We start from the raw sequence: 25,677 nt of genomic DNA on the forward strand, positions 1-25,677 counted from the left end.
GTGAATTCTTTTATTGAGAATATGACTGGAATGAGTCCCATGAACGATCAGGTGATTGCTTCTGATTTATTAATTTCAGCTAAAAGCGGAATTAAGAACTATGCTCTTGCGCTGATAGAGTCAACCAGTTCGGAAGTTCGCAATGTTCTTTGTGACCAATTGAGCAAAGCGGTTAATCTTCATGAACAAATCTTTAATTACATGAAGAACAACGGTTACTATAACGCTTATGATCCGGAGCAGCAAATACAAATGGATATTCAAAATGCAGATAAGGCCCTTTCTTTATCTAAAGTTTGATCGTTTGAGTTTCACTTAACCCCTCGGACAATTTTATACATTTACAAAGCACCAGTAAACCTTAACGGGGTTCTGGTGCTTCTTTATTCATAAATAAAGCCAAGTCATGCTTCACATGAAATATGGTGAAATAGGCAATCTTAAAATGGAGAACTCGGTCTCAAATTCAGGAATAGGGTGATTCTCTTTATGGGTAAGTCTTCGGATCGTATGCAAAAAGAAAAAAAACTAAAATGGTGGCAACTAAGCTTGTTAGGAGTTGCAGGTACCATCGGTACAGGATATTTCCTCGGGTCCGGCTTAGCGATTTCCATCGGTGGCCCAGCCGTACTCATTGCATACTTTTTGGCAGCGGTGGGAACGTATGTGGTGTTTGACGCCCTTTCGCGCATGACGGCAGATCATCCAGAACAGGGCTCTTTCCGTTCCTATGCCCAAAAAGCATTTGGTAATTGGGCAGGCTTCGGTAGTGGCTGGGTGTATTGGTTCTCAGAATTGCTTATCAATGGGAGCCAACTAACGGCGCTATCTATATTCTCACGCTTCTGGTTTCCTCAGGTACCGATGTGGATTTTTGCGGCAGGCTTCGGGATTTTAGGGCTTGTGATTGTTTTTTTTGGTAACAAGGGTTTTGATCGAGTTGAAAATGTATTGGCTATTATTAAAATGGCAGCTATTGTTATGTTTCTGGTCTTGGCCGTTGCTCTTTTGGCAGGCTGGATCGGAGGAGGAAAATATAATCCAAAGTTCCCCATCAGTTACAAGGATTTTTTCCCTACCGGCGGTATGGGATTATGGTCATCTTTTATTTTTGCCTTTTATGCATACGGAGGTATTGAAGTGCTCGGAATAATGTCTAATCGGCTACAAAAACCGGAAGATGCACCTAAAGCAGGAAAAGTAATGCTGATGACGCTCGTTGTAGTATATGTGCTTTCGATTGGTCTGGCTGTGTCTATGGTGCCATTAAGTGCGTTTAACCCGAAAGAAAGTCCTTTTGTGCTTGCGCTGAGCAGCGATCATCTGGTTTTTGTGCCTCATTTATTTAATGGGGTGCTTATTATTGCAGGGTTCTCAACAATGACAGCGTCCCTATATGCAGAGACATCTATGATGATTACACTTGCACAGGAGGGAGATGCGCCCACATTGTTTTCACGGAAGTGGAAGGGCAAATATCCTCTGTATGCACTTAGTTTGATCTCCGTTGGATTAATCTCAGCCATCGTAATGTCGTTGCTGCTGCCGGGAAAAGTGTATGAATATATTACAACAGCTGCAGGGTTAATGCTGTTGTATAACTGGTGCTTTATTTTGCTGTCTTCAGGTAAGTTACTGGAATCGAGCACATCTAGCAACATTAAACGCTGGGTTGGATTATTGTTGATAGCTATGGCTGTGGTCGGATCCTTTTTTCATAAGCTTAGCCGTCCTGGGGTTTACATCAGCTTACTTCTGGTCTTGTTCATTGCAATATGTGACCTCATTGTACAATGGGTTCGCCGAAAGCACGCCAAGGAATCTCGTTAACTTTGTCAGGGAGTTATTCGTCAGTGTAAAAAAAGTAATTGAAATGCCTGTACACCAAAATAAAAACCAAAACCGATAAGAGATAATCCAGACATCCAAGAGATGGCTTTAAGTAATCCGGTTTTTAGAAACCTCCGGAAAATACTTGAAGCGGCTGCCATGGTTACGTCCCAGAGTAACACACCTAATACAATCGCTCCGCTAAAGATCATTAGCTGTTGTACTGGATATGTATTAGCGACGTTGGCCAGTATGGACCCGTAAATGCCAAGCCAGAAAAGGATGGAGAGAGGATTAAATAATGACATCAGAAAGCCTGCCAAAAATGAGTTGGTTAAGGTATTGCCATTTCCCCTTAATTCAGATTCTGAAATCACACCTGCATTTTTGATGCTTTCAACACCTGTATACACAAGTACGAAAAAACCAAATAACCATAAAAAAGCTTTAACAAACGGGGCATTGAGAAGGTGGATCATTCCCAAATAGACAAGGAGCATATAGATTATATCTGCGGTTATTGCCCCAAGCCCGATGAACCAAGCATGCCAAAATCCATTCTTAATACCTCGATCCAACTGTGCAGCATTAATCGGCCCAATAGGGGCCGAAAGTGACAGACCAAGAAAAATATAACTGATAAATGTATTAATGGTGTTTTCCTCCTTGATTTTTTATGGGCTGTTATGTATTTGTCTACTTTAGTTTATTCGGACAAACCCATGGGTAAGACCAATTTTTTGCGTATTTTGTAGGTGTAATCTCGTTATGACCAAACACTCAATAAATCAAATCCCAATAGGAGCTCTAATTCTTCGACAAAAGGATTAGAGCTTTTTGAATGCAGATCATTAAAAGTTCATTGAATAAATGGGCTTGACACTTTTGGTGAAAGCGCTTATATTTATCCCATATACAATACGTTATATAACGTTATACAAAAAGGAGAGGTAAAAATGATGAATGTACAACAGACGGTTCAGACGATTTATGAACAATCAAGTGGAGAGATTTCTGAGGTTTATTTAGTAGCTTGCGGGGGCTCATTAGTCGATATGTATCCCTCAAAATATTTCTTGGATAGTGAAGCAAAGAAGCTGGTAGCAGGCATGTATACAGCAAATGAGTTTGTGCACGCGCTGCCAAAACGATTAGGTAAAAACTCAGTTGTCATCGTGTGTTCCCATGGAGGAAACACGCCGGAATCGGTTGCGGCTGCTAAATCAGCCAAAGAGAAAGGCGCTTACACCATCGGCTTAACCCACAATAGTGAAGCGACACTGCTCAATTATTCTGATTATTCATTCCTCTACGAGTGGGGAGATGAGAGCGATGTCAAAAATAACCCGATGGCTATTATTTTGGAGCTTACTGTTGAGCTGCTTCAAGTCGCTGAAGGCTATATGCATTATCAAGCTTTCCAGAACGGCTTGGGAGCAATCAATGGAATTATTAACAGGGCCAAAATACAAGTCGAACCGCGTGCCAGTGTATTCGCTGACAAATACCGCAATGAAGATCTCTTCTATATCCTGACCAGCGGAGCTTCTTATGGACATGCCTACGGATTTGCTATCTGTTCTCTAATGGAAATGCAATGGCTTCATGCTGCTTCAATCCATTCCGGTGAATTTTTCCACGGTCCGTTTGAAGTAACGGATAAAGAAACTCCATTTATTCTGATGATCAACGAAGGACGCACACGGGCATTGGATGAGCGGGCACAGACTTTCCTGAATCAATATGCCGAGAAAGTAGAAGTAATCGATGCGAAGGAGCTTGGAATCGGAACCATTGCCGACGAGGTTGTCGAGTTCTTTAACCCGGTTTTATTTTACAGCATTGTATGTGTTTATCGTGAAGCACTCGCAAATGTACGCAATCACCCACTGGAAACTCGCCGTTATATGGGCAAAGTAGCTTACTAAGCGCACTTACCAACAGGAGGAAACCATCATGAAAGTTCTAGGCATTGGCGATAATGTGGTAGATAAATATGTTCATCTGCGCATGATGTATCCTGGCGGCAATGCGCTTAATTTCAGTGTGTTTGCCAAAAAAGCGGGAGTAGATGCAGCCTTTATCGGAGTATTCGGGGATGATAACGAAGCACAGCATGTAGAACACATTCTCCGTGAGCTGGAAATCGACATTTCACGGTGCAGATATCACAGCGGTGAGAACGGCTGTGCACGTGTAACCCTGGAAGACGGGGACAGAGTATTTCTGGGCAGCAATGAGGGAGGAGTTACACGTCTCCATCCGCTGAGGCTGAGTGAAGATGACAAGGCCTATGTTGGCGGGTTCGACCTTATTCACACGGGCTTGTACAGTCATACAGGGCACTTGCTGCCTGAATTGGAGACGCTGGGAATCCCTCTTTCTTTTGACTTTTCAGATGATTTCGTAGATGAACAGGTGGAGAGATATATTGCGTACGCCGATTTTGCATTCTTCTCTTGCAGCCATATGACGGATGAAGAGACACAGAACTATATCCGCTCCAATCGAAAAAAAGAGGGGCAAATTCTGGTAGCCACACGCGGCGGAGATAGATCTATTGCCTATGATGGTACCAAGTTCTATTTTCAAACGCCTGATTCCGTGGACGCTGTGGATACGATGGGGGCAGGAGACTCCTATATCACCGCCTTTTTACTGAGTTTTTTGAAAAAGGGTAATATTCAGGACGCTATGGCAGAAGGATCGAGGGTTGCCGCCCAGAGCTGTCTGGTAGAAGGTTCATTCGGATACGGCGTCCGTTACTAATTATTTTTTTCAAATATCTTCACTTGTAAGAATATGTAACATTTGATACTCTAAGTGGGAGTAATATAACGTTATATGACAAGTGAGGGTACATTATGTTGAATTCAGATCAAGCAGAGCCATTATATATTCAATTACAAAAAGCGGTCAAAACTGCTATTCATAATGGAACATATACGCAGGGAAGTCGTATACCGACCGAAACTGAGCTAAGCGAGACCTACAATGTAAGTCGAATTACCGTAAGAAAAGCGATTGCCGAATTGGTTCATGAAGGTTATCTGACCAAACGTCAAGGAAAAGGTACCTTTGTCAATGTACCCAAAATTGGGCGGAAGATTGAACATGTCATCAGCTTTACGGCTGCCTGCAAATCCAACGGCCTCTCTTCACACAGTGTGGTCACAGAACGTGAAATCATAGAAGCAGACGAGGAAATTGCACATCAGTTACAGTTGCCACAAGGAGAAAAAGTGTTATATATTCAGCGCCAAAGATACGCCGGTGAACGACCGCTCATGCTGGAGAATAATTTTTACCCTTATGACCGATTTTCTTTTCTAATGGAAGAGCAATTGGAGGGCTCTGTATACGAACTGCTGCGGAATAAATACAGCATCGATCCTAACCAACCGGGAGAAACGATATTGCAAATCGCTTTGGCGGATGAATACCAGGCAAAGCTGCTAGAGACGGCCATCGGACAGGCGTTGTTCTACATGCATACGATTATTTATGATCAGCATGGAAGCCCCGTTCATGTAGGTAAGCAGTACATCATTGGGGACCGTTATCAATTCTCAATATAAATCCGTTGCCTGTTATGTAATGTTATTCAGGTACGGCGCAGCTTCTGCTTCCACTCCATGAGAGAAGCAGAAGCAATATTATAACGTTATATTACGTTATGTTATGAAGCGGATAAATAATGAGGAGGTGAAACTGTGCAAGGGAAGAAGGACACATTAGCGGACAAAGTTCTACTGTCAAATGCTATTTTTAATGGCTTAGTAAATGAAGCTTCGCCTGGGTTTATTGCACTGCAGGGAGAATGTATTGCAGCAGTGGGGCGTCCCGAGGAAGCACAAGCTTGGATAGGAACTGAAACGGTTGTCTGTGATTTGGGTGATGCTTTTATCATGCCAGGAGTTCATGACAATCATGTATTTTTTACCGGATATATGTCGATGCATCGGGGCGTGGATTTGACTCATGCAGCCTCGATCGAAGAAGCAGTGGAATCCATGCTGCAAGCGGCAAACAATCTTCCGCCAGGAAAAGATGTAACCGCTTACGGTTGGAGCGAGGAAAGATGGGGCAAGCTGCCGGAACAAAGCTTGTTGGATGAGATGTTCCCTGATCGGGCGGTAATTGCCATTAACCTAAATAAAAGCTACTGCTGGATGAACCGACTGGCTCAGGAGAAATATCAATTTTTGCCGGATCAATGCAGTGCTGAGGCACGCGCTTTGCTACTCCAGGCCATGATGCAGGATCGCAGCCTTGTCAAACAAGAGTTTGTAGAGTTTTGCCGCCTGCTGGCTGCACGAGGAGTTACTTCCATAAAGGATATTGGCTTTGACCGACATAGCGAGCTACTGTCGATTCTAGAAGAATTGAAAGAAGTAGGAGAACTGCCACTCCGATTTCACTTTTCGCTTGAACCCGTTGTTGAACCGTTGGATATTGGCACCGGTATCAAGTATAAAGCACTTTATAATGGGGACCTTATTCGTTTTCAAGGATACAAGCTGATGCTTGACGGCGTTGTAGCCGATCATACAGGGGATATGTTGGAGCCTTACGCAGATATGCCTGAAGTCACGAATTTAAGAACGGTTGATTATGAAAACATTGAAGCCTCAGTTCTGGAAGCAGACAGCCAAGGTATCAAATGCTGCCTAACTGCAGAAGGGGATGCTGCAATTCGCCAGGCAGTATCGATGATTGAAAAATGCCGCGAACAACAAGGTAATCACCTTATTAGACATTCGATCAGTGATCTAGAGTATCCTCATCCAGATGATCTGATTAGAATGGGCGAGAACGAAATTTTTGCCGAAGTCTACGCCCAAATCCTGCTACTGAATCCTTCTTACGAGGATGCTTATATGTCTGCTGTGGTAGGTAAAGACAATGAAAACCGCTTTTATAATTATAAATCCATGCTGGAGGCTAACGTGCCAATAACCATTGGGACTGATCTGCCTCTATTTATCACTAGTGTCCCTGATTCGCTGTATGCAGCCTCTCACCGATTATTCCCGGATGGCTCGCCTGCAGGAGGCTGGTATCCTGACCAAGGGATGCCGCCATCCGAAGTTTTAAAGGCATGGACCATTAATGGAGCCAAACATTGTTATATGGAAGAGGCTACAGGTACGCTGGAGGCTGGAAAATATGCTGACATCGCCGTTTTTGATCGCGACCTCCTTAACGCATCCGCTGGGGACATCAGGGATGCCCAAGTGATATTGACCATTATGGGAGGGAAGGTTACGTATAACCATTCTTGGAATGAGGGATAAACATGAACATCAAGAATAAGAAATGGAAATTATCCTTGCCCCATAGTTATACTTTAATATTTTTGATTATTATTACGGTCGCTGCGTTGACATGGATTGTACCCAGCGGACAGTTTGAGCGTCATGAAGTGACAGTGAACGGTGTGACCAAAACGGCAATCGTTTCGGGAACCTATCACACTGTACCCAAAACGGGTGAGAACGGTGATTTAAGACAGGGAATTCCCCAAATCCTTAGCGCCCCGATTGAAGGGATTATCAATGCCGCCGATGTGGTCTCTTTTGTCCTTATTGTAGGCGGCTCCTTCGGGATTATACTGCAGACGGGAGCCATCGATCGTGCCCTGACAGCCCTTGCCAGACGGCTGAAGAATAAGGGGATTTTGCTTATTCCAATTGCCATGGTTATATTCAGTCTCGGAGGCTCTACCTTTGGGATGAGCGAAGAAATTATTCCGCTTTATGCGATTTTTATTCCGTTAATGTTTGCTCTAGGGTTCGATTCTATGACTGCTATTCTCATTCTATTTCTGGGAACGCAAATTGGCTATGTTGGTTCGACTGTGAATCCATTTTCAGTATTGATTGCCCAGGGAATCGCAGGAGTGGAGGGGAATCCTCAGCTCTGGCTGAGATTTATTGAATGGCTTGTATTTACTATGATTTCTATTGCCTTTACGATGTGGTATGCGCACCGGGTTAAGAGAAATCCGGATAAATCCATTGTTTTTCAGAGTGATATTATAAATCGCGAGCAATTTATAAAAGAAAATACAGGTGAGGACGTCGTCTTCACGTTTCGGGACAAATTAATTATAGGTGGATTTATTGTAACGCTTGGAGCTATTGTCTGGGGAATTTTGGCCAAAGGCTGGTATATGACTGAAATCGGCGCCCTTTTCTTCGCACTCGGTCTTTTTGTCGGGGTAGTTACCAAAATGAGCCAGAAGGAGATAGCTGAGAATTTTGTAAAAGGGTGTGGAGAATTCATCTATGCTGCAGTGATTATAGGTCTCGCTCGCGGAATTCTGATCATCGCCGAGCAGGGTATGATCATTGATACCGTATTGAATGCACTCGCAGGCATCCTGGAAGGATTGCCAAATTACTTGTTCACAACCATTATGTTGGTTGCACATAATATTATTACTTTCCTGGTCCCATCTTCTTCGGGGGAAGCAGCACTAACTATGCCTGTACTAGCACCGCTTGGCGATCTTGTAGGCATCAATCGTGAAGCCGTAGTCACAGCGTACCAGTTTGGTAACGGGTTAACCAATCTCATTTCACCGACAGGTGGAGTTCTGCTAGCAGGATTGGCCATTGCCCGGATCAGCTTTGGACAGTGGCTGAAGGTAATCTTCAAGCTATTCCCCATCCTGTGGTTAGTTGCTGCTATTTTCGCTGCTATTTCGGCTGCGGTGGGTATCTAATAAATCAAGTGAGAACCCCTGTCTTTTAGAGACAAGGGTTTCTTTTTGTGTATAAGTTTACGTGGAAAATGAATAATATGGATAGCATTTTTCTAAGGAGGAAATAAACTTGATGCTTGATGATAATAGATTACTCATTGCTGCTCTAGGCGGTGTGAATGAAATCGGGAAAAACATGTATTTCATCCAATACGATCAGGATATCGTCGTAATTGATTGTGGTTCGAAGTTTCCTGATGAGAACTTGCCTGGTATTGACCTTATTGTGCCCGATGTCACCTATCTGCTGGAAAATCAGGATAAAGTCAGAGCGCTCATTGTGACTCATGGGCATGAGGATCACATCGGAGGTATTCCCTATCTGCTCAAGCAGATTAACATGCCCGTTTATGGGACAAAGCTCACCATCGAATTAATTAAGATTAAGTTAAGGGAACATAACCTTTTGCGTGATGCCGAGCTTCATCTTATAGATGCGGATTCAACCGTTCAAGCGGGAACGATTCAGGCATCCTTTTTCACCACGGTCCACAGTATCCCAGATTGCCTGGGTGTCTTTTTTCAGACACCGGAAGGAAATGTGGTCCATACCGGCGATTTCAAATTCGATATGTCTCCCGTAAGCGGACCTTTTCCGGATCTTCATCGAATGGCTGAAATAGGAAAGAAGGGGGTGAAAGTGCTGCTCTCCGAAAGTACAAATGCGGAAAGGCCAGGATTTACCCCTTCAGAACGTTTGGTTGGCGGGCATATTCTAGATGCATTTGCCAGAGCCAAACAGCAGGTATTTATCTCCACGTTCGCTTCTAATGTTAACCGTGTCCAGCAAGTCATTGATGCGGCTGTGGAAACAGGCAGGAAACTGGTTTTACTCGGACGCAGTATGATAAATGTGGTGTCAGTGGCCAAGGAGCTGGGCTTCTTGCATATGCCTGAGGATTTACTGATTGAGGCGGGAGAAACAGAGCGGTTTCCCGCAGAAGAAATTGCAGTTTTATGTACCGGAAGCCAGGGAGAGCCGATGGCCGCATTGTCACGTTTAGCCAATTCCCTGCATCCCAAAATCGAAATTTTGCCTGGTGATACGGTCATCATTGCTGCGGGAGCCATACCGGGGAATGAGCGAAACCTTTCCCAGGTCATTGACAACCTGTATGTGCTGGGTGCCCAGGTTATTTATGGATCAGGCAGCTCTACAGGAATGCACGTATCCGGTCATGGTAGCCAGGAAGAACTGAAATTAATGATGACTTTGATGAAACCACAGTATTTGATTCCTATACATGGTGAATTCAGAATGCTGTATCAGCATCGTCAACTAGCGGAGTCTGTGGGGATTCCGATGGAGAATGTATTTATCGTCCATAACGGTGACACGATTCAAATTGAAGAGGGAAGGGCATCCCTGGGCCCTAAAGTACCAGCCGGCAATAGCTTGGTAGACGGGTTGGTAACCGGTGACGTAGGTAATATTGTCCTACGTGACCGTAAAAAACTTTCTTCAGACGGAATGCTGATTATTGTGATGACGTTGAGTAAAAATGAGAAGCAAATGCTCGCAGCGCCAGAGGTCATTTCAAGAGGCTTTGTATATGTTAAGGATTCCGAAGAGCTCATGAGTCAGATCCACGACACGATTATGTCCACAGTGAACGAGCTAACAGAAATCGAAATGAGTCAGTGGGGACTGATTAAGCAGATGTTAAAAGATGATGTTGGCCGGTTCATTTACAATCAGACGAAGAGAAGACCCATGATTTTACCTATCATTATTGAGGTTTAAGAAAATAGCATAGAATTTGGTCGTTACGCTTAAATAAAAAAGGCTTAAATCAGCAATACAACTGATTTAAGTCTTTTTCATTTCCTTTTCCTATCTCCCCCAAAAAATGAGGATGCAGTGGTGGTATGCAGCGAAGCGGAGGATTTGAATCTGGAGAAGCGACAGCGTTCGCCTTTGCCACGGAATTCTTACCCTTAAATATTTTATATAATCAAGAGAATCCCGTGGCAACAGCGATCGTAAGATCAAATCCTACGCGCAGCGTCTTAATCGCTTACGGCCGCTTGCATTCCTGCTGTATGCCCTGTCGTAAACGCCGCTGTAATATTATAACCACCTGTGTAACCGTGAATATCGAGAATCTCACCGCAGAAGAACAATCCAGGCATCAGCTTGGACTCCATCGTTTTCGGATTAATTTCCTTCAAATTCACACCGCCCCCGGTAACAAATGCTTCCTTCAGAGAGAGCGTACCGTTCACACGGATTGGAAACGCCTTAATGCGATGAGCAAGTTCTTGCCATTGCTGCTTGGGAATATGATCATAGGTCAAGTCCTCACGCAGTTCGGCTTGCTGGAGCAACAATGGAATCAAGCGTTCCGGTAAATAAGGCTTAAGCACATTTTTGATCGCTTTTTTAGCATCGACCGATGCCAACTCCAGCGTCTCACGGTAGACTTCATCGGCATGTTTATGAGGCTGCAAATCGAGAGTCAATAACACCGTGTTTACCTTATCTTTTTTCATTCCCTTGACGACAAATTGACTGCACCGCAAAGCAGTTGGGCCAGATAGACCGAAATGTGTAAAAATCATATCTCCTTCATGGACGACAACTTTCTTTTGCTTCGCATTCCATACGGTCAGACTGATGTCGCGTAAGGATAGTCCCTGAAGCTCTTTCGTCTGGATGAACGTTTCGCCTGAGGTCAATGGCACCTCTGTAGGATACAGCTCTGTAATGGTATGCCCCGCTTGTTCTGCCCATGCATAGCCGTCACCTTCCGAGCCGGTATGCGGGACGGACTTGCCACCGACGGCTACAATGACATTACGGCTATGTAGGATTTCACCGGAACGCAGCCGTACCCCAGCTGTATGACCTTCTTTGTAAATAACCTCTTGAACAGGACAACTTGTCCGAATTTCGACTCCTTGAGAGCGTACCTTGTTAATCAAAGCATCGACTACTGTTTTGGCTTTGTCCGTCACTGGAAACATACGCCCATTGTCTTCTTCCTTTAAGGCTATACCCAGCTGTTCAAAAAAGGCGATGATATCCCGATTGCCAAAAGCCGCCAGTGCACTGTGCAGAAAACGGCCATTGCCGGGGATGTGCCGAATGAGTTCGTCCAGCTCTTTGGCATTCGTGACATTGCAACGGCCTCCACCAGAGATCCCCAGCTTTCGCCCGAGTTTATTTCCTTTTTCAAGTAAAAGCACCTTGGCGCCCTCACTGCTGGCAGCGGCAGCAGCCATTAATCCGGCTGAGCCGCCTCCGATCACAATAACGTCGTAAGTCATAAACCTCTTCCTTTTCGTCGAAAAATTTTCAAAAAATTCAGAACGGCGTAACCAATTTTTCATCATATCGTAATACCGTCATTTTAGATAACCTAAGAGCACAGTGAACGTGTATATCTTTCAATTTACAGGATTTTAAAACGCGTAAAAACGATCTTCTTATATACATCTGGTATTTAGCAGATTTTGTCGTTCTATACCGGAATTTTAACACATATATTGTAATATATTGTAGCCTGTGCTTTAATTCAACTAACGGCGTCAAGGAAAGATGATGAGGGGGAGAAGTCCTTGTTAATTGCGTTGAAGGAAAGTGTGCTCCAAGTTCTCCTTGCCGTTATATCGGCGGGTTTTTTCTCTATATTAACGGATTATGGGGATAAGAAAAAGGTTTGGGGCGGCAATCTGCTTCCTGGACCCACTCAAGGAATACTGTATTTGTGTTGCTTACCAGCCATATTGCTATGTACACTCTTTCAATATCAGTCTCCGTATGGTCTACCTTCTAATCTCGGTATTATTCCCCTTGCTGTTGGCATCATGTACGGTAGACGTCGCACTGCCTTTGTGCTCGCTGCTTCCGCACTGATGGGTGTCCTGATTGTAGCCCAGTCGACAGAAATGTCTCCAATGTATGTAGGTACTGGTTTTATCCTTTTTCCTTTTATGCTCCTGCATGTCAAGTTCTTTCAAAGAGGAACATTGCTGGACAAAAAGCTCCTGATCTCCGCATATGTTGTGGCTGATATGCTGTTTAAGGCGATATTTCCGCTACTGTGGGGCAAACAGGATGTCTCGGTATACATTCCTGACTTACTTACAACGTTTTGGAATATGGGTGCAGGGGTGCTGGCAAGTTTTACGGTCGTGAGTCTGATGCATAATGCCTTTGAGAAGCTGACGCTTCGGCGTGATGTGACTGAGTTTACGAGCAAATACTTAATTGAAGTGGATAAGCTGCGTCAAGTTATGGATTTGATGCCGTTATCTCTTGTTACTCTGGACAGCGAAGAACGAGTTATACATATGAACAAAACGATGCTGGAACTCTATCGAAACTACGATCCCTACATTACACTGCCTGAGATAGTGGGTCGTCCATTGAGCACGTTATATGGTTTTGACACTTTACCTGTGGTTAACGAACGGGTTGCGAAAGCGTTGGAAGGAGAGGCGGGGGCTGATTTTATAAATGTTACTCCCAAAGTATTCTTCTCCAGTTTCCTTCCTATTCGTGATAAACATGTAAACCAAACGACAGGCGTCATTATCGCCCTGCAAGATATTACAGAGCTTGAGACGCTGCGCAGTGAGCTAGGCAATTTCGAGAGGCTAAGTCTGGTTGGACAGATGGCAGCGGGCATTACTCATGAAATACGTAATCCGATGGCGGTTGTGCGTGGTTTTTTACAGCTTATGCGTGAGAAAAGCCCAGAATCGCTCAACCATTATTACCGCATTGTGATGGAAGAACTTGACCGGGCGAACGGGATTATTAACGATTTTCTTTCACTGGCCCAGAATCGAATTGTCGAGAAGGAGCAATGTCATCTGCATGATATTATTCGCGAACTGACGCCTTTATTGTGGGCAGATGCGAATCTGAGGGGGCAGACGATTGATCTAAAGCTGGAGGATCATGTGACGATGCTGCATTTGAACCCTAAGGAAATAAAGCAATTGCTGCTTAATTTATCGCGTAATGCGATGGAAGCCATGGGGGAAAAGGGAGTGCTGACCATTTCTACTCATGAGGAAGGGGATTTCGTGGAACTGGAAGTAAAGGATACAGGGCCTGGAATTCCGCAAAAACAGCTTGAAAAGCTGTTCCAACCTTTTTACACCACCAAAACGAAAGGTACAGGTCTGGGTCTGGCCTTATGTCAAAGTATAGTGGAGCGTCATCACGGTACGATTGCCGTAGATTCGGTGGAGGGAATGGGCACGCAGTTTAAAGTTCGATTGCGCAGAACTGTCCCGACTTACCGGGATCATTCTGAGCCTCCTGTCATGAGTCCGATACAGAAATAATCGTTCAAAAATATAGCCGGATTTTTGCAAATTACGTGAAAAAGATTGTATAATGAAATTTAGATGTCCATGCCTTTACTACGGCAAAGGATGAAATTAGAAACGTACTATACATGATTTTCGGAAAAGGAGTGAAAGAATATGTCTATGTCTTTCGATCAATATATGAGAGATTCAGTTCAGCCGATGCGCGATGAACTGACGAATCTTGGGATTCAGGAACTGCGTACCTCTGAAGATGTGGAGGCCAAGCTGCCTAATAGTAAAGGAACAGTGCTGGTGGTTGTGAACTCGGTATGTGGTTGTGCCGCAGGCCAATGCCGCCCGGGTGTGGGTGAAGCACTGAAGCATGATATTACGCCAGATCATCTGTATTCGGTTTTTGCCGGACAGGACAAGGAAGCAACGGCAAAGGCTCGCGAATTTTTCGCACCTTACCCACCGTCTTCCCCTTCTATCGCGCTGTTGAAAGACGGCGAGCTGGTTCACTTCATCGAGCGTCATCAGGTGGAGGACCGTTCGGCAGATCAGATTGCTGCTGATTTGACCAGTGCATTTGATCGTTTTTGCCGGTAAGACTGCTCAAGCTATGCCCCGCATTTTTCGCCTGCGAAACTTGCCGGGGCTTTTGCATGTTGGCTTGTGAAGGAAATTCCTAAAAAAGAGGTGCTTATCTGATGAGTTTGCAGGAACAGATTATTGCTGAATTGGGAGTACAGCCTACGATTAACGTAGAGGCAGAGGTCCGTAAGCGTGTGGATTTCCTCAAGTCGTATGTAACGAAAACGGGAAGCAAAGGGCTGTTGATCGCCATCAGTGGCGGGATTGACAGTGCCGTAGCAGCTGCTTTGTGCAAGCGGGCTACAGATGAATTGACGCAGGAACAAGGAGACGAATACAAAACGTTGGGTGTATTCCAGCCATACGGCCAACAGGAAGATATCGAGCATAGCTACGCGGTTGCCAAAGCGTTCGACCTGAAATATGCCGGGGAAACGAACATTAAGGAAGCCGTGGACAAGGTTGCCGTGGAAGTGGAGCATACGTTAAAGGATATTGGTCTTGAGCGTTCGATTACTCCGCAAGTGAGAGGGAATGTAAAGGCAAGAACACGTATGGTAGTTCAGTACGCACTTGCGAATGAGCTGAATTTGCTCGTCGTTGGCACAGATCACGCTTCCGAAGCCATCACAGGCTTTTATACCAAATGGGGCGATGGTGCGGTCGATATTACGCCACTTAGCACGCTGAACAAACGTCAGGTGCGCTTGCTCGCCAGCTATCTCGGAGTTCCGCAGGCCATTTTGGACAAAGCGCCTACAGCTGGATTGTGGGAAGGCCAGACGGATGAAAAAGAACTGGGGATCTCCTACGAAGCAAACAGTGACTATCTGGAAGGCAAGGAAATTGACCCGGCGGCACGCGAAAAGCTGGAAAGCTTCTTTACACGTACTGCGCATAAGCGGACAAGCATCCCAGGAGTTTAAGCATTAATCATTATGTAATTTTAAAATGCTCAAGCGAGGATTTTGCAAAATTCTGAAGTAAATAAATGCGGCGATCCGCCCGGCGGATCGCCGTTTGTATTGAAGGGGTAATAATTAATTGGCGATCCACTCAATGAAGCGGCGGGTTTCGGTAATCGCCTGATCCAGTGGAAGACTGCCTCCCTGGAATGGATGAACGGTATTAAAGGTATGATTGCCGCCTTGAATTTGTACCCATTCGATGTCGGGACGAACGGATGTGAGCAGGGCAGAGCCTTCTCGTAGACGTTTGGAATCTTCGGTTCCCTGGATCAGTACAGCTGGGAGCTGGCTGTTGGCAAGTCTGTCTACAATGGAAAAACGCTGGCGATTTTGTTCCAGGTCTTCCAGAATGATAGCATCCAGCGGGAGCTGTTGCCCGGTTCTGGCGTTCTCCACATAGCTGCGCCCCTTGGCGCGCATTTCTTCTTTTTGCGGTAAAGTAAACAGATCAAGATCTGTTACGCCATTCCATGAAATGACGCCAGCAATCTCGCCGGGATGATCCAGAGCGTATACAAAGCAGCTTCCCGCGCCACGGCTATGTCCTAACAGAAACAACGGCAATTCTCTGAACTCATGGCGTGCTCTCAGATTGGATAGCAATAGTTCCAGATCCTCTTGTTCGCGGCTATAGGTGTTGCGTGCGAACTTTTCCAGCTCGGTAAAATTCTCCAGATCCTCACCTATGCCATTATGTGAAAAGTTGAAGGTCACAACATGGTTATCCATACTCAAGGCTTCTGCTATATAGGGGAACATGCCCCAATCCTTAAATCCTTTGTAGCCATGAGCGATGATGAGCAGGCTTTTGGCTGTATTTTTAGAGGGAAACCAGGAAGCCCGGATCACCGCATCTGTTCCTGCTTCGGTACCTGCTTCAACAATAATGGTTTCTGACATCCTATCCTTCCTTTCTACGGGAATTTTTTTAAATGGGCATATCAGCTGAATTTCAAACATTCACCTATAGCCTTTCTTATTTTAACATATTTTGGTGCTGTTTTTACGCCTTTGTGACTCGCCAGGGTGTGGACGCACTGTTACAATAGATCCAGTAAAGTAAAAAGGACGGGGAATACCCAAATGATCTATGGAATTGGACATGATGTGCTGGAAATAAGCCGTATGGCTCATATTTTGGCAGGTAAATATGCAGATGCGTTTTTGAATCGGGTGCTGACCCCGGCAGAACGTGAGCTTGCTGTGGAACGCAAGGGTAGACTAACGGAGTTCGTAGCAGGGCGCTTTGCTGCCAAGGAAGCGATAACCAAAGCCTTCGGTTGCGGAATTGGGCAAATCATCGGGTTTGGCGATATGGATATTTTACCGGAACCTGGGGGGAAGCCAGTAGTTTATTTGTCTTCATCCGCGTGGGATCGACTGAGATTGCCGAATACAGGTGACTCAAATTACAGCATTCACTTGAGTATTACACATCAGCCTAACATTGCCTCTGCTTTTGTGATTGTCGAATATAAGGAGACGTGATGTGATGACTACAAATACATTGGAACAAAAGCGTTATTTCAGCTTTGAACTGTTGAATTGGTATACACGTAACAAACGCGATTTACCGTGGCGACGTCATCGGAATCCTTTTTATATCTGGATCTCGGAAATTATGCTTCAGCAGACGCGTGTCGATACGGTCATTCCGTATTTTAATCGCTTTATTGCACGTTTTCCTACGATTGAAGCGCTGGCGGAAGCACCCGAGGAGGATGTGCTTAAGCTATGGGAAGGACTGGGCTATTATTCGCGGGCCCGGAATTTGCAAACTGCGGCAAAACAAGTAGTTGAGCTTCACGGCGGACAGGTGCCGGATGATACACAAGCTGTTGCTGCACTGAAAGGAGTAGGCCCGTATACGACGGGGGCGATTATGAGTATCGCCTTCAATCGACCAGAGCCTGCTGTGGACGGGAATGTGATGCGTGTGCTGTCGCGTTATTTTCTCATTGAAGATGATATTATGAAGGGCAGCACGCGGGCGCATATGGAAAGTCTGGTACGGGAGCTGATTCCCGAAGGAAGAGCCTCTGATTTTAATCAGGCTCTAATGGAGCTGGGCGCACTGGTCTGCACGCCGAAGTCGCCTCATTGTCTGACCTGCCCGGTCATGGAGCATTGCTCGGGCAGGCTGGCAGGTCGCGAGGAGACACTGCCAGTCAAGACCAAGGCGAAGCCGCCGCGGCTGGAACCGCGCTCCGTTGCTCTCATCGAGGGCAGCGGAGCGAACACCGGCCGCCTGCTTGTGCGCCAGCGCCCGGCCAAGGGCCTGTTGGCCCGCATGTGGGAGCTGCCGCATGAGCTTGCCGGACCGGAGGGGTACAACGGTCCGGTGCCAGATGAGCCAGCCATGGATCACCTGGCGGCTCATTTGCTGGCAGAGGGCGTGCTTGCGCGCCCGGTGCGGTTTGTACGTGAGGCGGAGCACACGTTCAGCCACATTCACTGGAACCTGCGTGTGTTCCAGTGTGAGGAGGTCGCCGCCCCTGCCGGGGAGGCGGGAGGCCCCCCGCTGGCTGCCGAGCAGCGGGCCAGCTACAGCACCGGAGCGAAGCCGGGTGCGTTGATTGCGCTGGCTGAGCAGGCGGAGCACGCGCATAATGCGCTGCCAGCGGGGTACCGCTGGATCAGCGAAGCCGATATGGCCACCTTGGCGTTTCCCAAGGTGTTCCTCGATCTGATCACCGAGTATTATGCGAAGCAAAAAGAGAACTGATGTTAATGAAATAACTGTCAGCAAAAGACAAAGTATTAAACTTATCCTATAAAATGGAAACAGTGACAACTAAGGACGAGAAAATAAAGTCCTAGACTGTCGCTGTTTCCCTTGAACTAACGTTTCCAGTTAGCGTAATGGGTTCATTGTCATTAGCCTCAACCGCTTACCTGTTTGCTCAGACTCCTGGCAACAGCTGGGGCATGATGCTTTTGCCATAATCCAAGACGTACTTATTAATCTCTGAGACAAGTTTTGTGTCCTTAGTTTTGTAGTGCACCTTGTTAATTACGAAGTAACCTGTACTAGAATATTGCTCATCACTCGAAAACATCAACGTAAAACGATAAAACAAAAAAGCCGCTAAAATAGCGACTTCAAATGGGACTATGCTCTTGTCCCCCGACAGTTAATCCAGATACAAAATCTCAATCTCGCCCGGAGCGAAGGATTGCTCTGCGTAATTCCCCCCCCAATCACAAAGCGATCTCAAAATGGGTTCAAGTGATTGACCCAGTTCCGTCGTTGAATATTCCACCTTAGGCGGTACCTGATTGTACATCTTTCTGCGAATTAATCCGTCTGTTTCCAGTTCCCGAAGAGTTTGAATCAGCATCTTTTGCGATATATTATGAACGAGTCGCTTAAGCTCTCCCGTCCGTTTAGGTCCTTTTATTAAATAGTACAGAACAAGCCCCTTCCACTTTCCTCCGATAACCTCTAGTGTAACTTCCAGTTCACAGAAAAATGTTTTCATATCAATGCACCATCTCCCGATCTAAGAATATCCCCTTCATGTATCGCTTGATCCTTCAAGGATCACTGAAGGAAAAATTGAACGTTACATGGAGGGGATAATACAATTTAGCATTTAAGTTGATTTAAAAATCTTTGTCGTTTGAAAATTATTATGTTCTGGTTAAACTTGAGCTACTCCGCCATCTACGAATAATTCAACGCCGTTCATATAGCTGCTTTCATTAGAGGCTAGGAACATGACAGCATTGGAGATCTCTTCAACCTGCCCCACTCTGCCGAGCGGAATATCATTTTTTGCCTGTTCCAGGAAATGATCTAGTTCAGAGCCAAATAACTCATCGTACGCCGGCGTTACGATTGTTCCCGGACTAAGGATGTTTATACGAATTTCGGTCCCTCTCATATCAAGAATCCAGCTGCGGACGAGCTGTCTGATCGCTGCCTTGGATGCACCATAGATACTAAACGCTGGCATCCCCGTCGAGCCAGCAGTGGATCCCGTTAGAATAATCGAACCTCTTTTATTTGGAAACAAAGCTAATGCCTTTTGTACTGTAAAGATGGTTCCTTTCACGTTGACATCGAAAGTCTTGTAGTATTGTGCTTCTGTAATTTCTCCTAATGGAAGCAATGACCCTAGTCCGGCATTTGCAAAGAGAATGTCCAAGTGTCCCTTTTCTCGCTTAACTGTTTCGAATAATATATCTAGATCTTCCGATTTAGATATGTCACCTCGGACACCTGTAACATTCTTTCCGATCTGCTTTACTGCTTCATCCAGTTCACGTTGTCTGCGTCCCGTGATAAAAACGTAAGCCCCTTCTTTTACGAACTGTTGTGCCGACGCGAGACCGATGCCGCTTGTACCTCCGGTTACAACTGCTACCTTCCCGTCAAATTTCCCCATTCTATTACACTCCTTTTATAATGATTTATATGGTATAGGATGCTCTGTCTGCTTCATGAATCTCCTATGAACGATAGTATGGGGGAAAAGTTACAAGAAAAACAGTACCCACTTTTTTGTGATATAGTCACCAAAAAGTGATAATTGAGGCGGCACAAGCGTTTGTTTTTACAGCCTAACAGATGGAAGTGAGCTCCATTAAGTTTGAGATTGTATATGTGCTTTTAATTTCTGCCGGACTTATTTGTCCGGTTCTGTTGACCCAACAGGTGTCAATGCCCGACTGAGACCACCTTTGATATCCGTATTTAATGAATCTCCAATGACAAGCGCATCCTTTCTATTAAATTCTGAAATATGACTTATGACGTAATTGAAAAATTCTTCCTTCGGTTTTTGATAACCAATGCTTTGCGAATCAAAGATATCCTCGAAAAACTTATATAGCCCAGACTGCTTCAAGCGTTTGATTTGCGTGTGAGTGATACCATTCGTGATTACGAACATTCGATGGGTCTTTGATAAGCGATGACAGACATCCATTGCGCCTTCCATAAGCAATTGGTTTCCATCTCCCAACAATTCTCTATACAAACCTTCCCATTCCAAGCCGACCACGATTTCCCCCATTCTCAACATTGTAAAAGAGGGCTCCATTAATTACTCACCACATGATACCACGTATTTGAACTATCCTGCCCGTTAGTTAAACAAAGGCAGCCGATCACTATGATCGGCTGCCTTCTTGTCTTTTATGAGCTATCGTTTTCCGTTAGCATAATGACTTACTGTGATACGGTTCACCGCGCTGTCTCTAACCGGCAAGTTTAATGGTCATCTACACGGAGGGCCTTCTTAGCGTTATAAGCTACAAACTTTACAACGATTACTCAGATAACGGACGACAGCATCAATAAGAGCAAGTCGGGAGAAACGAACGCGTTCACGAAATGGTTTGTAAAATACGAATGATTTCTTTTTCGATAACGGAATCGTCAACAGTATCCAGATACTCAGGACTAATCACTTGATACTGTTTCATCTTATAAAATTCCATAACGGCTTGTTTCAAGGTGAGATCATACCATTGAATACTAAAGGTCGGTTCCATAATGCGCCGAAGCGTAGCATCGTCTTGAACTAAGGACAGCGCAACGTGCATTCTGTTAAAAATCTTTTTATCCATACCGGATTGAAAAAAAGATTGTAAATTTTTAATTCTATTTTGTTGAGCAACGGAAATATTTTCAAAAAGTCGTGGATAAAACTCCTTAAGGTCTTGCAGGAACAAATCGGATAAATAAATAACACCTATTAACGATTCCAGAAACGTTTTTTGAAAGCGATCAATATATGAAACGGAATCATCATATACAACGGTGTCAGCCTGCTGCAAGTACTGAATTCCATACTCTACAACCTGTTCGATGATTTCATCTTTGGATGAAAAATGCTTGTAAAGCGTCACTTTACTAATATCCATATGTTTTGCGATATCGTCAATTTTCAGTTGGCTGAATCTGGTTCTTCTAATTACAGGTTTGATTTTATTAAGATATTGATCTGCGCTCATGGGTTTTCTCACGATTGAAGCCTCCTCTACCTCGTCAAATCATATTATATCAAAATAGAGGTATCAATAAACAATATTTAAAAAGATTATTAAATTAACTAATTTTATTAAATTAGTTTACTTAGTTTATTTATCCGATGTATAATCTCTCTTGTAATGAATATCCAATCAAGGAAGGGATAACGGTCCCAATAAGCGATATCCATTTCTCGAAATCACATTAAAAAAGGAGATTACACAATGAAAATCACAGTTCTCGGCTCACTCGGCAATATTAACCGCAACTACCTCCCATCCCTAATCGCAGACGGCCACGATGTTACCGTCATCACAAGCTCCAAAGATCGTATCGCCGACATCAAAGCGCTCGGTGCCAAACCAGCGGTCGGCTCAAACCTCGATGTCGAATTCCTCGCGCAGGCTTTTGCAGGTAGCGACGTCGTCTACCTCATGATATCAGGTATCAATTATGCCTCTGGCACCGACATGTGGCAGACCGCCATTGATCTTTCTGAAAATTATAAGGCCGCTGTGCTAAAATCAGGTGTAAAAAACGTCGTCAACCTCAGCTCAGTCGGCGCCGACAACCCAAACGCCGGCATTCTCTACAGCTATCATTTTGCAGAAGAAGCGCTAAACTCGCTTGAAGACGTGAACGTTGTCCACATCCGCCCTGTCGGCTTTTACAGCAATCTTTTTGCCGACATGCAAAGCCTAAAAACCCAGCAGACCATCTTCAGCCCAATTTCAGTTGACATCCCACAAGGCTGGGTCAGCCCCGTTGATATCGCGGACGTCGCTTACGCCCTGATTTCTCACACCCCATCGGGTAAAAGTGCGAAGTTCATTGTTAGTGACTGGGCCACAGGTAACGACTGGCTCAATGCCCTTGCTGAGAATGGTATCGAGGCCAAATACCAACAAATCCCCGTTGAAGCTCTTGCTGAGAATATGAAAAAAATCGGCTTCCACGAAAACACTGCCAATGCCTTTGCCCAAATGAACCGCGCCTGCGAGAACGCCGACGAATTCTACGCCAGCCTTCGTGCCACCGACTACCACCTCGGTAAAGTCAAGGTCGAAGACTTTGCAAAAGTTTTTGCAGATGTGTATATTAAATCTGTTTAAACAGCGAGAATACTGTTTAACCTGCGGGTGAGAACGCGCCTAAGTGCGCTATTTCTTTCGATAACTTGAGACCTCGAATAGGGTTTACTATGACTTGGTTTTGACATATAAAGAACAAAGCTCGCTGAAGTGACAGCGAGCTTTGTTCTTTATTGATGAATGCGCACAAAAAAATAACCTTACCTGTGATAAGGTTCATATCGATTGACTTTAAACTAATCTGCTCGTTAGCTTAATGAAATAGCGTCAGTCTAATGTAGTGTAGTGCTTAGGAGAAAGAAAATAAGCCCATCACTTTGATTTGGAGGTTAAATCATTTCCAATTAATAAAGGGATAGGCTCTCTTTGGCATTAAATAAGGCGTGGTAAAAGCCAATTTATTGAGCTATCGTTTCCCGTTAGTTCAATCAATTCTGTTGCCATCGTATATGCTGGTGATGAACCAAGTTTCCTACATTACTATATCGTCTTTCATAAGTTTTTGGTACAGGGCTATCTTCTCGTTGGCAAGGGAAATCATGCGCTCAAGTTCCTGTCGCTTGGATTCCAGTTCCATCAGATGCTTCTCAAGAATTTCTATCCGTATGTGTAAGGCAGGAGTAAAATTAGCAAGTTCTTCCCCTTGTTGAATTTTATCCAGTACACATCCGTCACGAGTAAATTCCGTGATCTCCTCAAGCGACAATCCCAATTTTTTTAATCTAATTAAACATTGTATATATGAAACCTCACTTTCGGTATAAATACGTGTCCTTCCATTTCTTCGATTTGGTTCCTGTAGCACTCCAATTTTTTCATAATAGCGAATCGTATAAGGAGTTAACCCCGTTCTTTCTGATACTTGGCTTATAGTAAGCATTGTTTTATATGTCACTCCTTTTTTCTAAACCAAAATTTAAAACTATTATACATCTTTAAGTCAATTTGAAGTCGATATTTGCACCTCTAACTTCATTTCAAAGTTTGTGCTTGATTTCTAGTTGACTCTAACTTGTAAGCTAAAGTTGCTTATTGATATACATGAAAACAAAAAACATCCTAAAGATAAAAGGAAATGGTGTCAAACTTATTTTGATGGAGGTATAAACAATGAACAACAAATATTTCACGATTCAACAAGCAGCGGAAGGTATCTGGGGTGCTATTTCGGTACCTGGTAGTGGTTCTCTGGGGAATGCGGCAATTATTGACCTTGGGGATTTGACCGTTGTTGTGGACACAACCAACCTACCGCATTCTGGTGCTTTGTTACGTCAATCCGCAGAGCAATTAACGAATAAACCAATTAAATATGTGATCAATACTCATTTCCATGGAGATCATGTCAACGGCAATCAGGAATTCATGGAAAGTGATTTTATATCTACCGTTTGGACAAGAGATTTGCTATCTGAAATGGGTAAAGTGAATATTGATCTAATGCAACAAAACATTCAGAAGTTAATAAATAGCCTGCATCAAGTGCATTCACAAGAAAAAAATCCGCACATGTTAACCGAAATCGGTTATGATCTTTCTGTGCAGAGAGCTCTATATAATGCTATCCCTTCCCTTCGTAGAGTGATACCCACGATAACTTTTGACGATAAACTAGTTATAAAAGGCGCAAAACGCACTGTCGAAGTTTTATCTTACGGAGGCGGCCATTCTTTAAGCGATGCCGTTGTTTACGTGCCTGAAGAACGAACCTTAATTGCTGGTGATTTAATAACCAACAAGACGATTCCGGTCATGCCATACGGTAATCCATACGCTTGGATACGCATCCTAAAACGCATTCAAAGAGATCTGAAGGTAGATACTGTTATTCCCGGGCATGGAGATGTGTCCACTCCAGATAAAATTCTAGATGTCATTCGCTTTTTAGAAAAAACGATCGCTTATGTGTCTGAAGCTGCGACGAGCGGAAAACCAGAGTCTTACTGGTTAAATGAAGGTGTACTAAATGGTTATGAAGATTGGCATCTAGCTCAGTATTTCAGATGGAATTTTCGCTGGCTCTTCAATACAATGCTTGTTCAAAATAATAGATGAGACACAACTAGAACTCCCTTTAACTCCACCAAATTCAAAAGGCCAGTTCTGAATGTCAAACCGGCGGCACGTTTGGGTATTTTCAAACGTAATTGGCAGTCTACTTGTTAGGTTAACCTGCTCGTTAGCTTAATGAAGCAACGTCAGTCTAATACTTTATTTTTCAGTCTAGAACTTTATTTTCTTTTGACAATAGCGGCAGTATGGACATGAGGTTGATCCATGCTGCCGCTATTTTTCTGTTTTCTGGGAGGAATATGCCTAACTTACTTGCGAGCGAAGATGTTATTTTTGGTGATTTTTTCGGTATTCGGATGGAGTTACCTTGTTGACCGTTTTGAACATCTTGGAGAATAGGAGTACATCTTTATACCCTACAGACCGAGCAATATCTCCGATTTTAAGGGAAGTATTTCTTAATAGGGAGCACGATTTTTCCATCCTCAAATGTAATAAAAATTCCTGCGGTGACTTATTTAGTTGCTGTTTAAATAAACGATGCAAATACGAACGGTCAATTGAAATGTACTTGGCAATATCACTTACGGTAATGAAGTGTGAATAGTTTTGTTGAATGAAGAGAAGCGCTTCTTTAATATACCGCTGCTGTCTTACCTCAGGGTTGACTTCCTGATTAGGGTAAAGTTCAAACATCAGATACAGAAATTCATACAGCTTGGATGCAAGCAACAGGTCCTTGTTGGATTTCAGCGTAGAAGAAACCACGATGCTCTCCATACAGCGGGCAAGGCTGCCCTCCGCTTCAAACCGGAAAATGGGATTGTCCCTATGGATACAGGTCCGGCTTAGATATTCTTTTGCTTGCACCCCATTAAAACCAATCCAGGCATATTCCCATGGGTCGAGCTCATCCGCTTCGTAGTAAATTAAAACCTTCGGTTCAATAAAGAAAGCATCGTTTTTCTCCAAATGATAGATTTTATCGTTGACTTTAAAGATCCCTTTTCCTTTTAAAATAAAATGCACCATATACCCGCTTCGAATGGCTGGACCATAAGAGTGTTTGCTGGTACAGCTCTCTTTGCCACATGTGTATAGATTGAGATCCAGATTGTTATAGGAATGATTGGAAAAATGCGAACTCATTTGGTTTCACCCCTT

24 protein-coding genes are annotated in these 25,677 nt (G+C 44.2%); 15 read left to right on the top strand and 9 right to left on the bottom strand.

Annotated features, from left to right (window positions below):
- Together MKY35_RS03545 and MKY35_RS03550 are read left to right on the top strand one after the other, a co-directional pair.
- Entirely contained in the window at positions 1–300 is a 300-nt protein-coding gene (locus tag MKY35_RS03545) for a spore coat protein (RefSeq protein WP_342445612.1), read from the top strand.
- Between the two features lie 189 nt (positions 301–489).
- Positions 490–1,830 (top strand): amino acid permease, encoded by a 1,341-nt coding sequence (locus tag MKY35_RS03550; protein WP_069012138.1) that lies wholly within the window; start codon positions 490–492, stop codon positions 1,828–1,830.
- Between the two features lie 20 nt (positions 1,831–1,850).
- Here the strand turns inward: MKY35_RS03550 and MKY35_RS03555 are convergent, their stop codons facing one another.
- Positions 1,851–2,483: a LysE family transporter gene (locus tag MKY35_RS03555; RefSeq protein WP_342446594.1), complete on the bottom strand. Its 633-nt coding sequence runs from the start codon at positions 2,481–2,483 to the stop codon at positions 1,851–1,853.
- 303 nt (positions 2,484–2,786) lie between these two features.
- Between MKY35_RS03555 and MKY35_RS03560 the strand changes: the two genes are divergently transcribed.
- The 6 genes from MKY35_RS03560 to MKY35_RS03585 all read left to right on the top strand — a co-directional run bounded on the left by MKY35_RS03560 (position 2,787) and on the right by MKY35_RS03585 (position 10,343).
- Complete coding sequence (locus MKY35_RS03560) at positions 2,787–3,758, top strand: SIS domain-containing protein (RefSeq protein ID WP_342445613.1); 972 nt, start codon at positions 2,787–2,789, stop codon at positions 3,756–3,758.
- 28 nt (positions 3,759–3,786) lie between these two features.
- Positions 3,787–4,599 (top strand): PfkB family carbohydrate kinase, encoded by an 813-nt coding sequence (locus MKY35_RS03565; protein WP_322251860.1) that lies wholly within the window; start codon positions 3,787–3,789, stop codon positions 4,597–4,599.
- Positions 4,600–4,694: 95 nt separating this feature from the next.
- On the top strand, positions 4,695–5,408 hold the full coding sequence (locus MKY35_RS03570; RefSeq protein ID WP_342445614.1) for a GntR family transcriptional regulator: 714 nt from the start codon (positions 4,695–4,697) through the stop codon (positions 5,406–5,408).
- 135 nt (positions 5,409–5,543) lie between these two features.
- Positions 5,544–7,127, top strand: a complete 1,584-nt coding sequence (locus MKY35_RS03575) for an amidohydrolase family protein (RefSeq protein WP_342445615.1) — start codon at positions 5,544–5,546, stop codon at positions 7,125–7,127.
- A gap of 2 nt (positions 7,128–7,129) precedes the next feature.
- Positions 7,130–8,560 (top strand): YfcC family protein, encoded by a 1,431-nt coding sequence (locus MKY35_RS03580; RefSeq protein ID WP_342445616.1) that lies wholly within the window; start codon positions 7,130–7,132, stop codon positions 8,558–8,560.
- Positions 8,561–8,672: 112 nt separating this feature from the next.
- Positions 8,673–10,343: a ribonuclease J gene (locus MKY35_RS03585; protein ID WP_342446595.1), complete on the top strand. Its 1,671-nt coding sequence runs from the start codon at positions 8,673–8,675 to the stop codon at positions 10,341–10,343.
- Between the two features lie 266 nt (positions 10,344–10,609).
- On the opposite strand, the gene MKY35_RS03590 is transcribed toward MKY35_RS03585, so the two are convergent.
- Positions 10,610–11,869, bottom strand: coding sequence for an NAD(P)/FAD-dependent oxidoreductase (locus tag MKY35_RS03590; protein ID WP_342445617.1), 1,260 nt, complete (start codon positions 11,867–11,869; stop codon positions 10,610–10,612).
- A 291-nt stretch (positions 11,870–12,160) separates the two neighbouring features.
- Between MKY35_RS03590 and MKY35_RS03595 the strand changes: the two genes are divergently transcribed.
- From MKY35_RS03595 to nadE, 3 genes are all read left to right on the top strand, one after another.
- On the top strand, positions 12,161–13,900 hold the full coding sequence (locus tag MKY35_RS03595) for an ATP-binding protein (RefSeq protein WP_342445618.1): 1,740 nt from the start codon (positions 12,161–12,163) through the stop codon (positions 13,898–13,900).
- Positions 13,901–14,041: 141 nt separating this feature from the next.
- The gene (locus MKY35_RS03600; protein WP_029515801.1) at positions 14,042–14,476 is read left to right on the top strand and encodes a BrxA/BrxB family bacilliredoxin; all 435 of its coding nucleotides are present in this window, start codon (positions 14,042–14,044) and stop codon (positions 14,474–14,476) included.
- 101 nt (positions 14,477–14,577) lie between these two features.
- A complete protein-coding gene (gene nadE / locus MKY35_RS03605) occupies positions 14,578–15,387 on the top strand; it encodes an ammonia-dependent NAD(+) synthetase (protein WP_025722646.1) in 810 nt (269 codons plus the stop codon).
- A 114-nt stretch (positions 15,388–15,501) separates the two neighbouring features.
- Here nadE and MKY35_RS03610 read toward each other — a convergent pair whose 3' ends face one another.
- Entirely contained in the window at positions 15,502–16,329 is an 828-nt protein-coding gene (locus MKY35_RS03610) for an alpha/beta hydrolase (protein WP_322251856.1), read from the bottom strand.
- 183 nt (positions 16,330–16,512) lie between these two features.
- Between MKY35_RS03610 and acpS the strand changes: the two genes are divergently transcribed.
- Entirely contained in the window at positions 16,513–16,917 is a 405-nt protein-coding gene (gene acpS / locus MKY35_RS03615) for a holo-ACP synthase (protein WP_029515799.1), read from the top strand.
- Positions 16,918–16,921: 4 nt separating this feature from the next.
- Positions 16,922–18,154 (top strand): A/G-specific adenine glycosylase, encoded by a 1,233-nt coding sequence (gene mutY, locus MKY35_RS03620; protein WP_342445619.1) that lies wholly within the window; start codon positions 16,922–16,924, stop codon positions 18,152–18,154.
- A gap of 409 nt (positions 18,155–18,563) precedes the next feature.
- Here mutY and MKY35_RS03625 read toward each other — a convergent pair whose 3' ends face one another.
- From MKY35_RS03625 to MKY35_RS03640, 4 genes are all read right to left on the bottom strand, one after another.
- On the bottom strand, positions 18,564–18,911 hold the full coding sequence (locus tag MKY35_RS03625) for a winged helix-turn-helix transcriptional regulator (protein ID WP_019685981.1): 348 nt from the start codon (positions 18,909–18,911) through the stop codon (positions 18,564–18,566).
- A gap of 162 nt (positions 18,912–19,073) precedes the next feature.
- Complete coding sequence (locus MKY35_RS03630) at positions 19,074–19,820, bottom strand: SDR family oxidoreductase (protein ID WP_058711000.1); 747 nt, start codon at positions 19,818–19,820, stop codon at positions 19,074–19,076.
- Positions 19,821–20,060: 240 nt separating this feature from the next.
- Complete coding sequence (locus tag MKY35_RS03635) at positions 20,061–20,459, bottom strand: HAD-IA family hydrolase (protein ID WP_342445620.1); 399 nt, start codon at positions 20,457–20,459, stop codon at positions 20,061–20,063.
- A gap of 304 nt (positions 20,460–20,763) precedes the next feature.
- Positions 20,764–21,405, bottom strand: a complete 642-nt coding sequence (locus MKY35_RS03640) for a TetR/AcrR family transcriptional regulator (protein WP_029515793.1) — start codon at positions 21,403–21,405, stop codon at positions 20,764–20,766.
- Between the two features lie 228 nt (positions 21,406–21,633).
- On the opposite strand from MKY35_RS03640, the gene MKY35_RS03645 reads away from it, so the two are divergent.
- Positions 21,634–22,521 (top strand): NAD(P)H-binding protein, encoded by an 888-nt coding sequence (locus tag MKY35_RS03645; RefSeq protein ID WP_342445621.1) that lies wholly within the window; start codon positions 21,634–21,636, stop codon positions 22,519–22,521.
- Positions 22,522–22,972: 451 nt separating this feature from the next.
- Here the strand turns inward: MKY35_RS03645 and MKY35_RS03650 are convergent, their stop codons facing one another.
- Positions 22,973–23,380: a MerR family transcriptional regulator gene (locus tag MKY35_RS03650; protein WP_318627576.1), complete on the bottom strand. Its 408-nt coding sequence runs from the start codon at positions 23,378–23,380 to the stop codon at positions 22,973–22,975.
- 230 nt (positions 23,381–23,610) lie between these two features.
- Between MKY35_RS03650 and MKY35_RS03655 the strand changes: the two genes are divergently transcribed.
- On the top strand, positions 23,611–24,555 hold the full coding sequence (locus tag MKY35_RS03655) for an MBL fold metallo-hydrolase (protein ID WP_318627575.1): 945 nt from the start codon (positions 23,611–23,613) through the stop codon (positions 24,553–24,555).
- A 285-nt stretch (positions 24,556–24,840) separates the two neighbouring features.
- On the opposite strand, the gene MKY35_RS03660 is transcribed toward MKY35_RS03655, so the two are convergent.
- The gene (locus tag MKY35_RS03660; protein ID WP_342445622.1) at positions 24,841–25,662 is read right to left on the bottom strand and encodes an AraC family transcriptional regulator; all 822 of its coding nucleotides are present in this window, start codon (positions 25,660–25,662) and stop codon (positions 24,841–24,843) included.
- Positions 25,663–25,677: the final 15 nt, after the last annotated feature.

Origin of the sequence: Paenibacillus sp. FSL L8-0638 (genome assembly GCF_038593075.1) — a bacterium.
GTDB classification, from domain to species: Bacteria; Bacillota; Bacilli; order Paenibacillales; family Paenibacillaceae; genus Paenibacillus; species Paenibacillus polymyxa_D.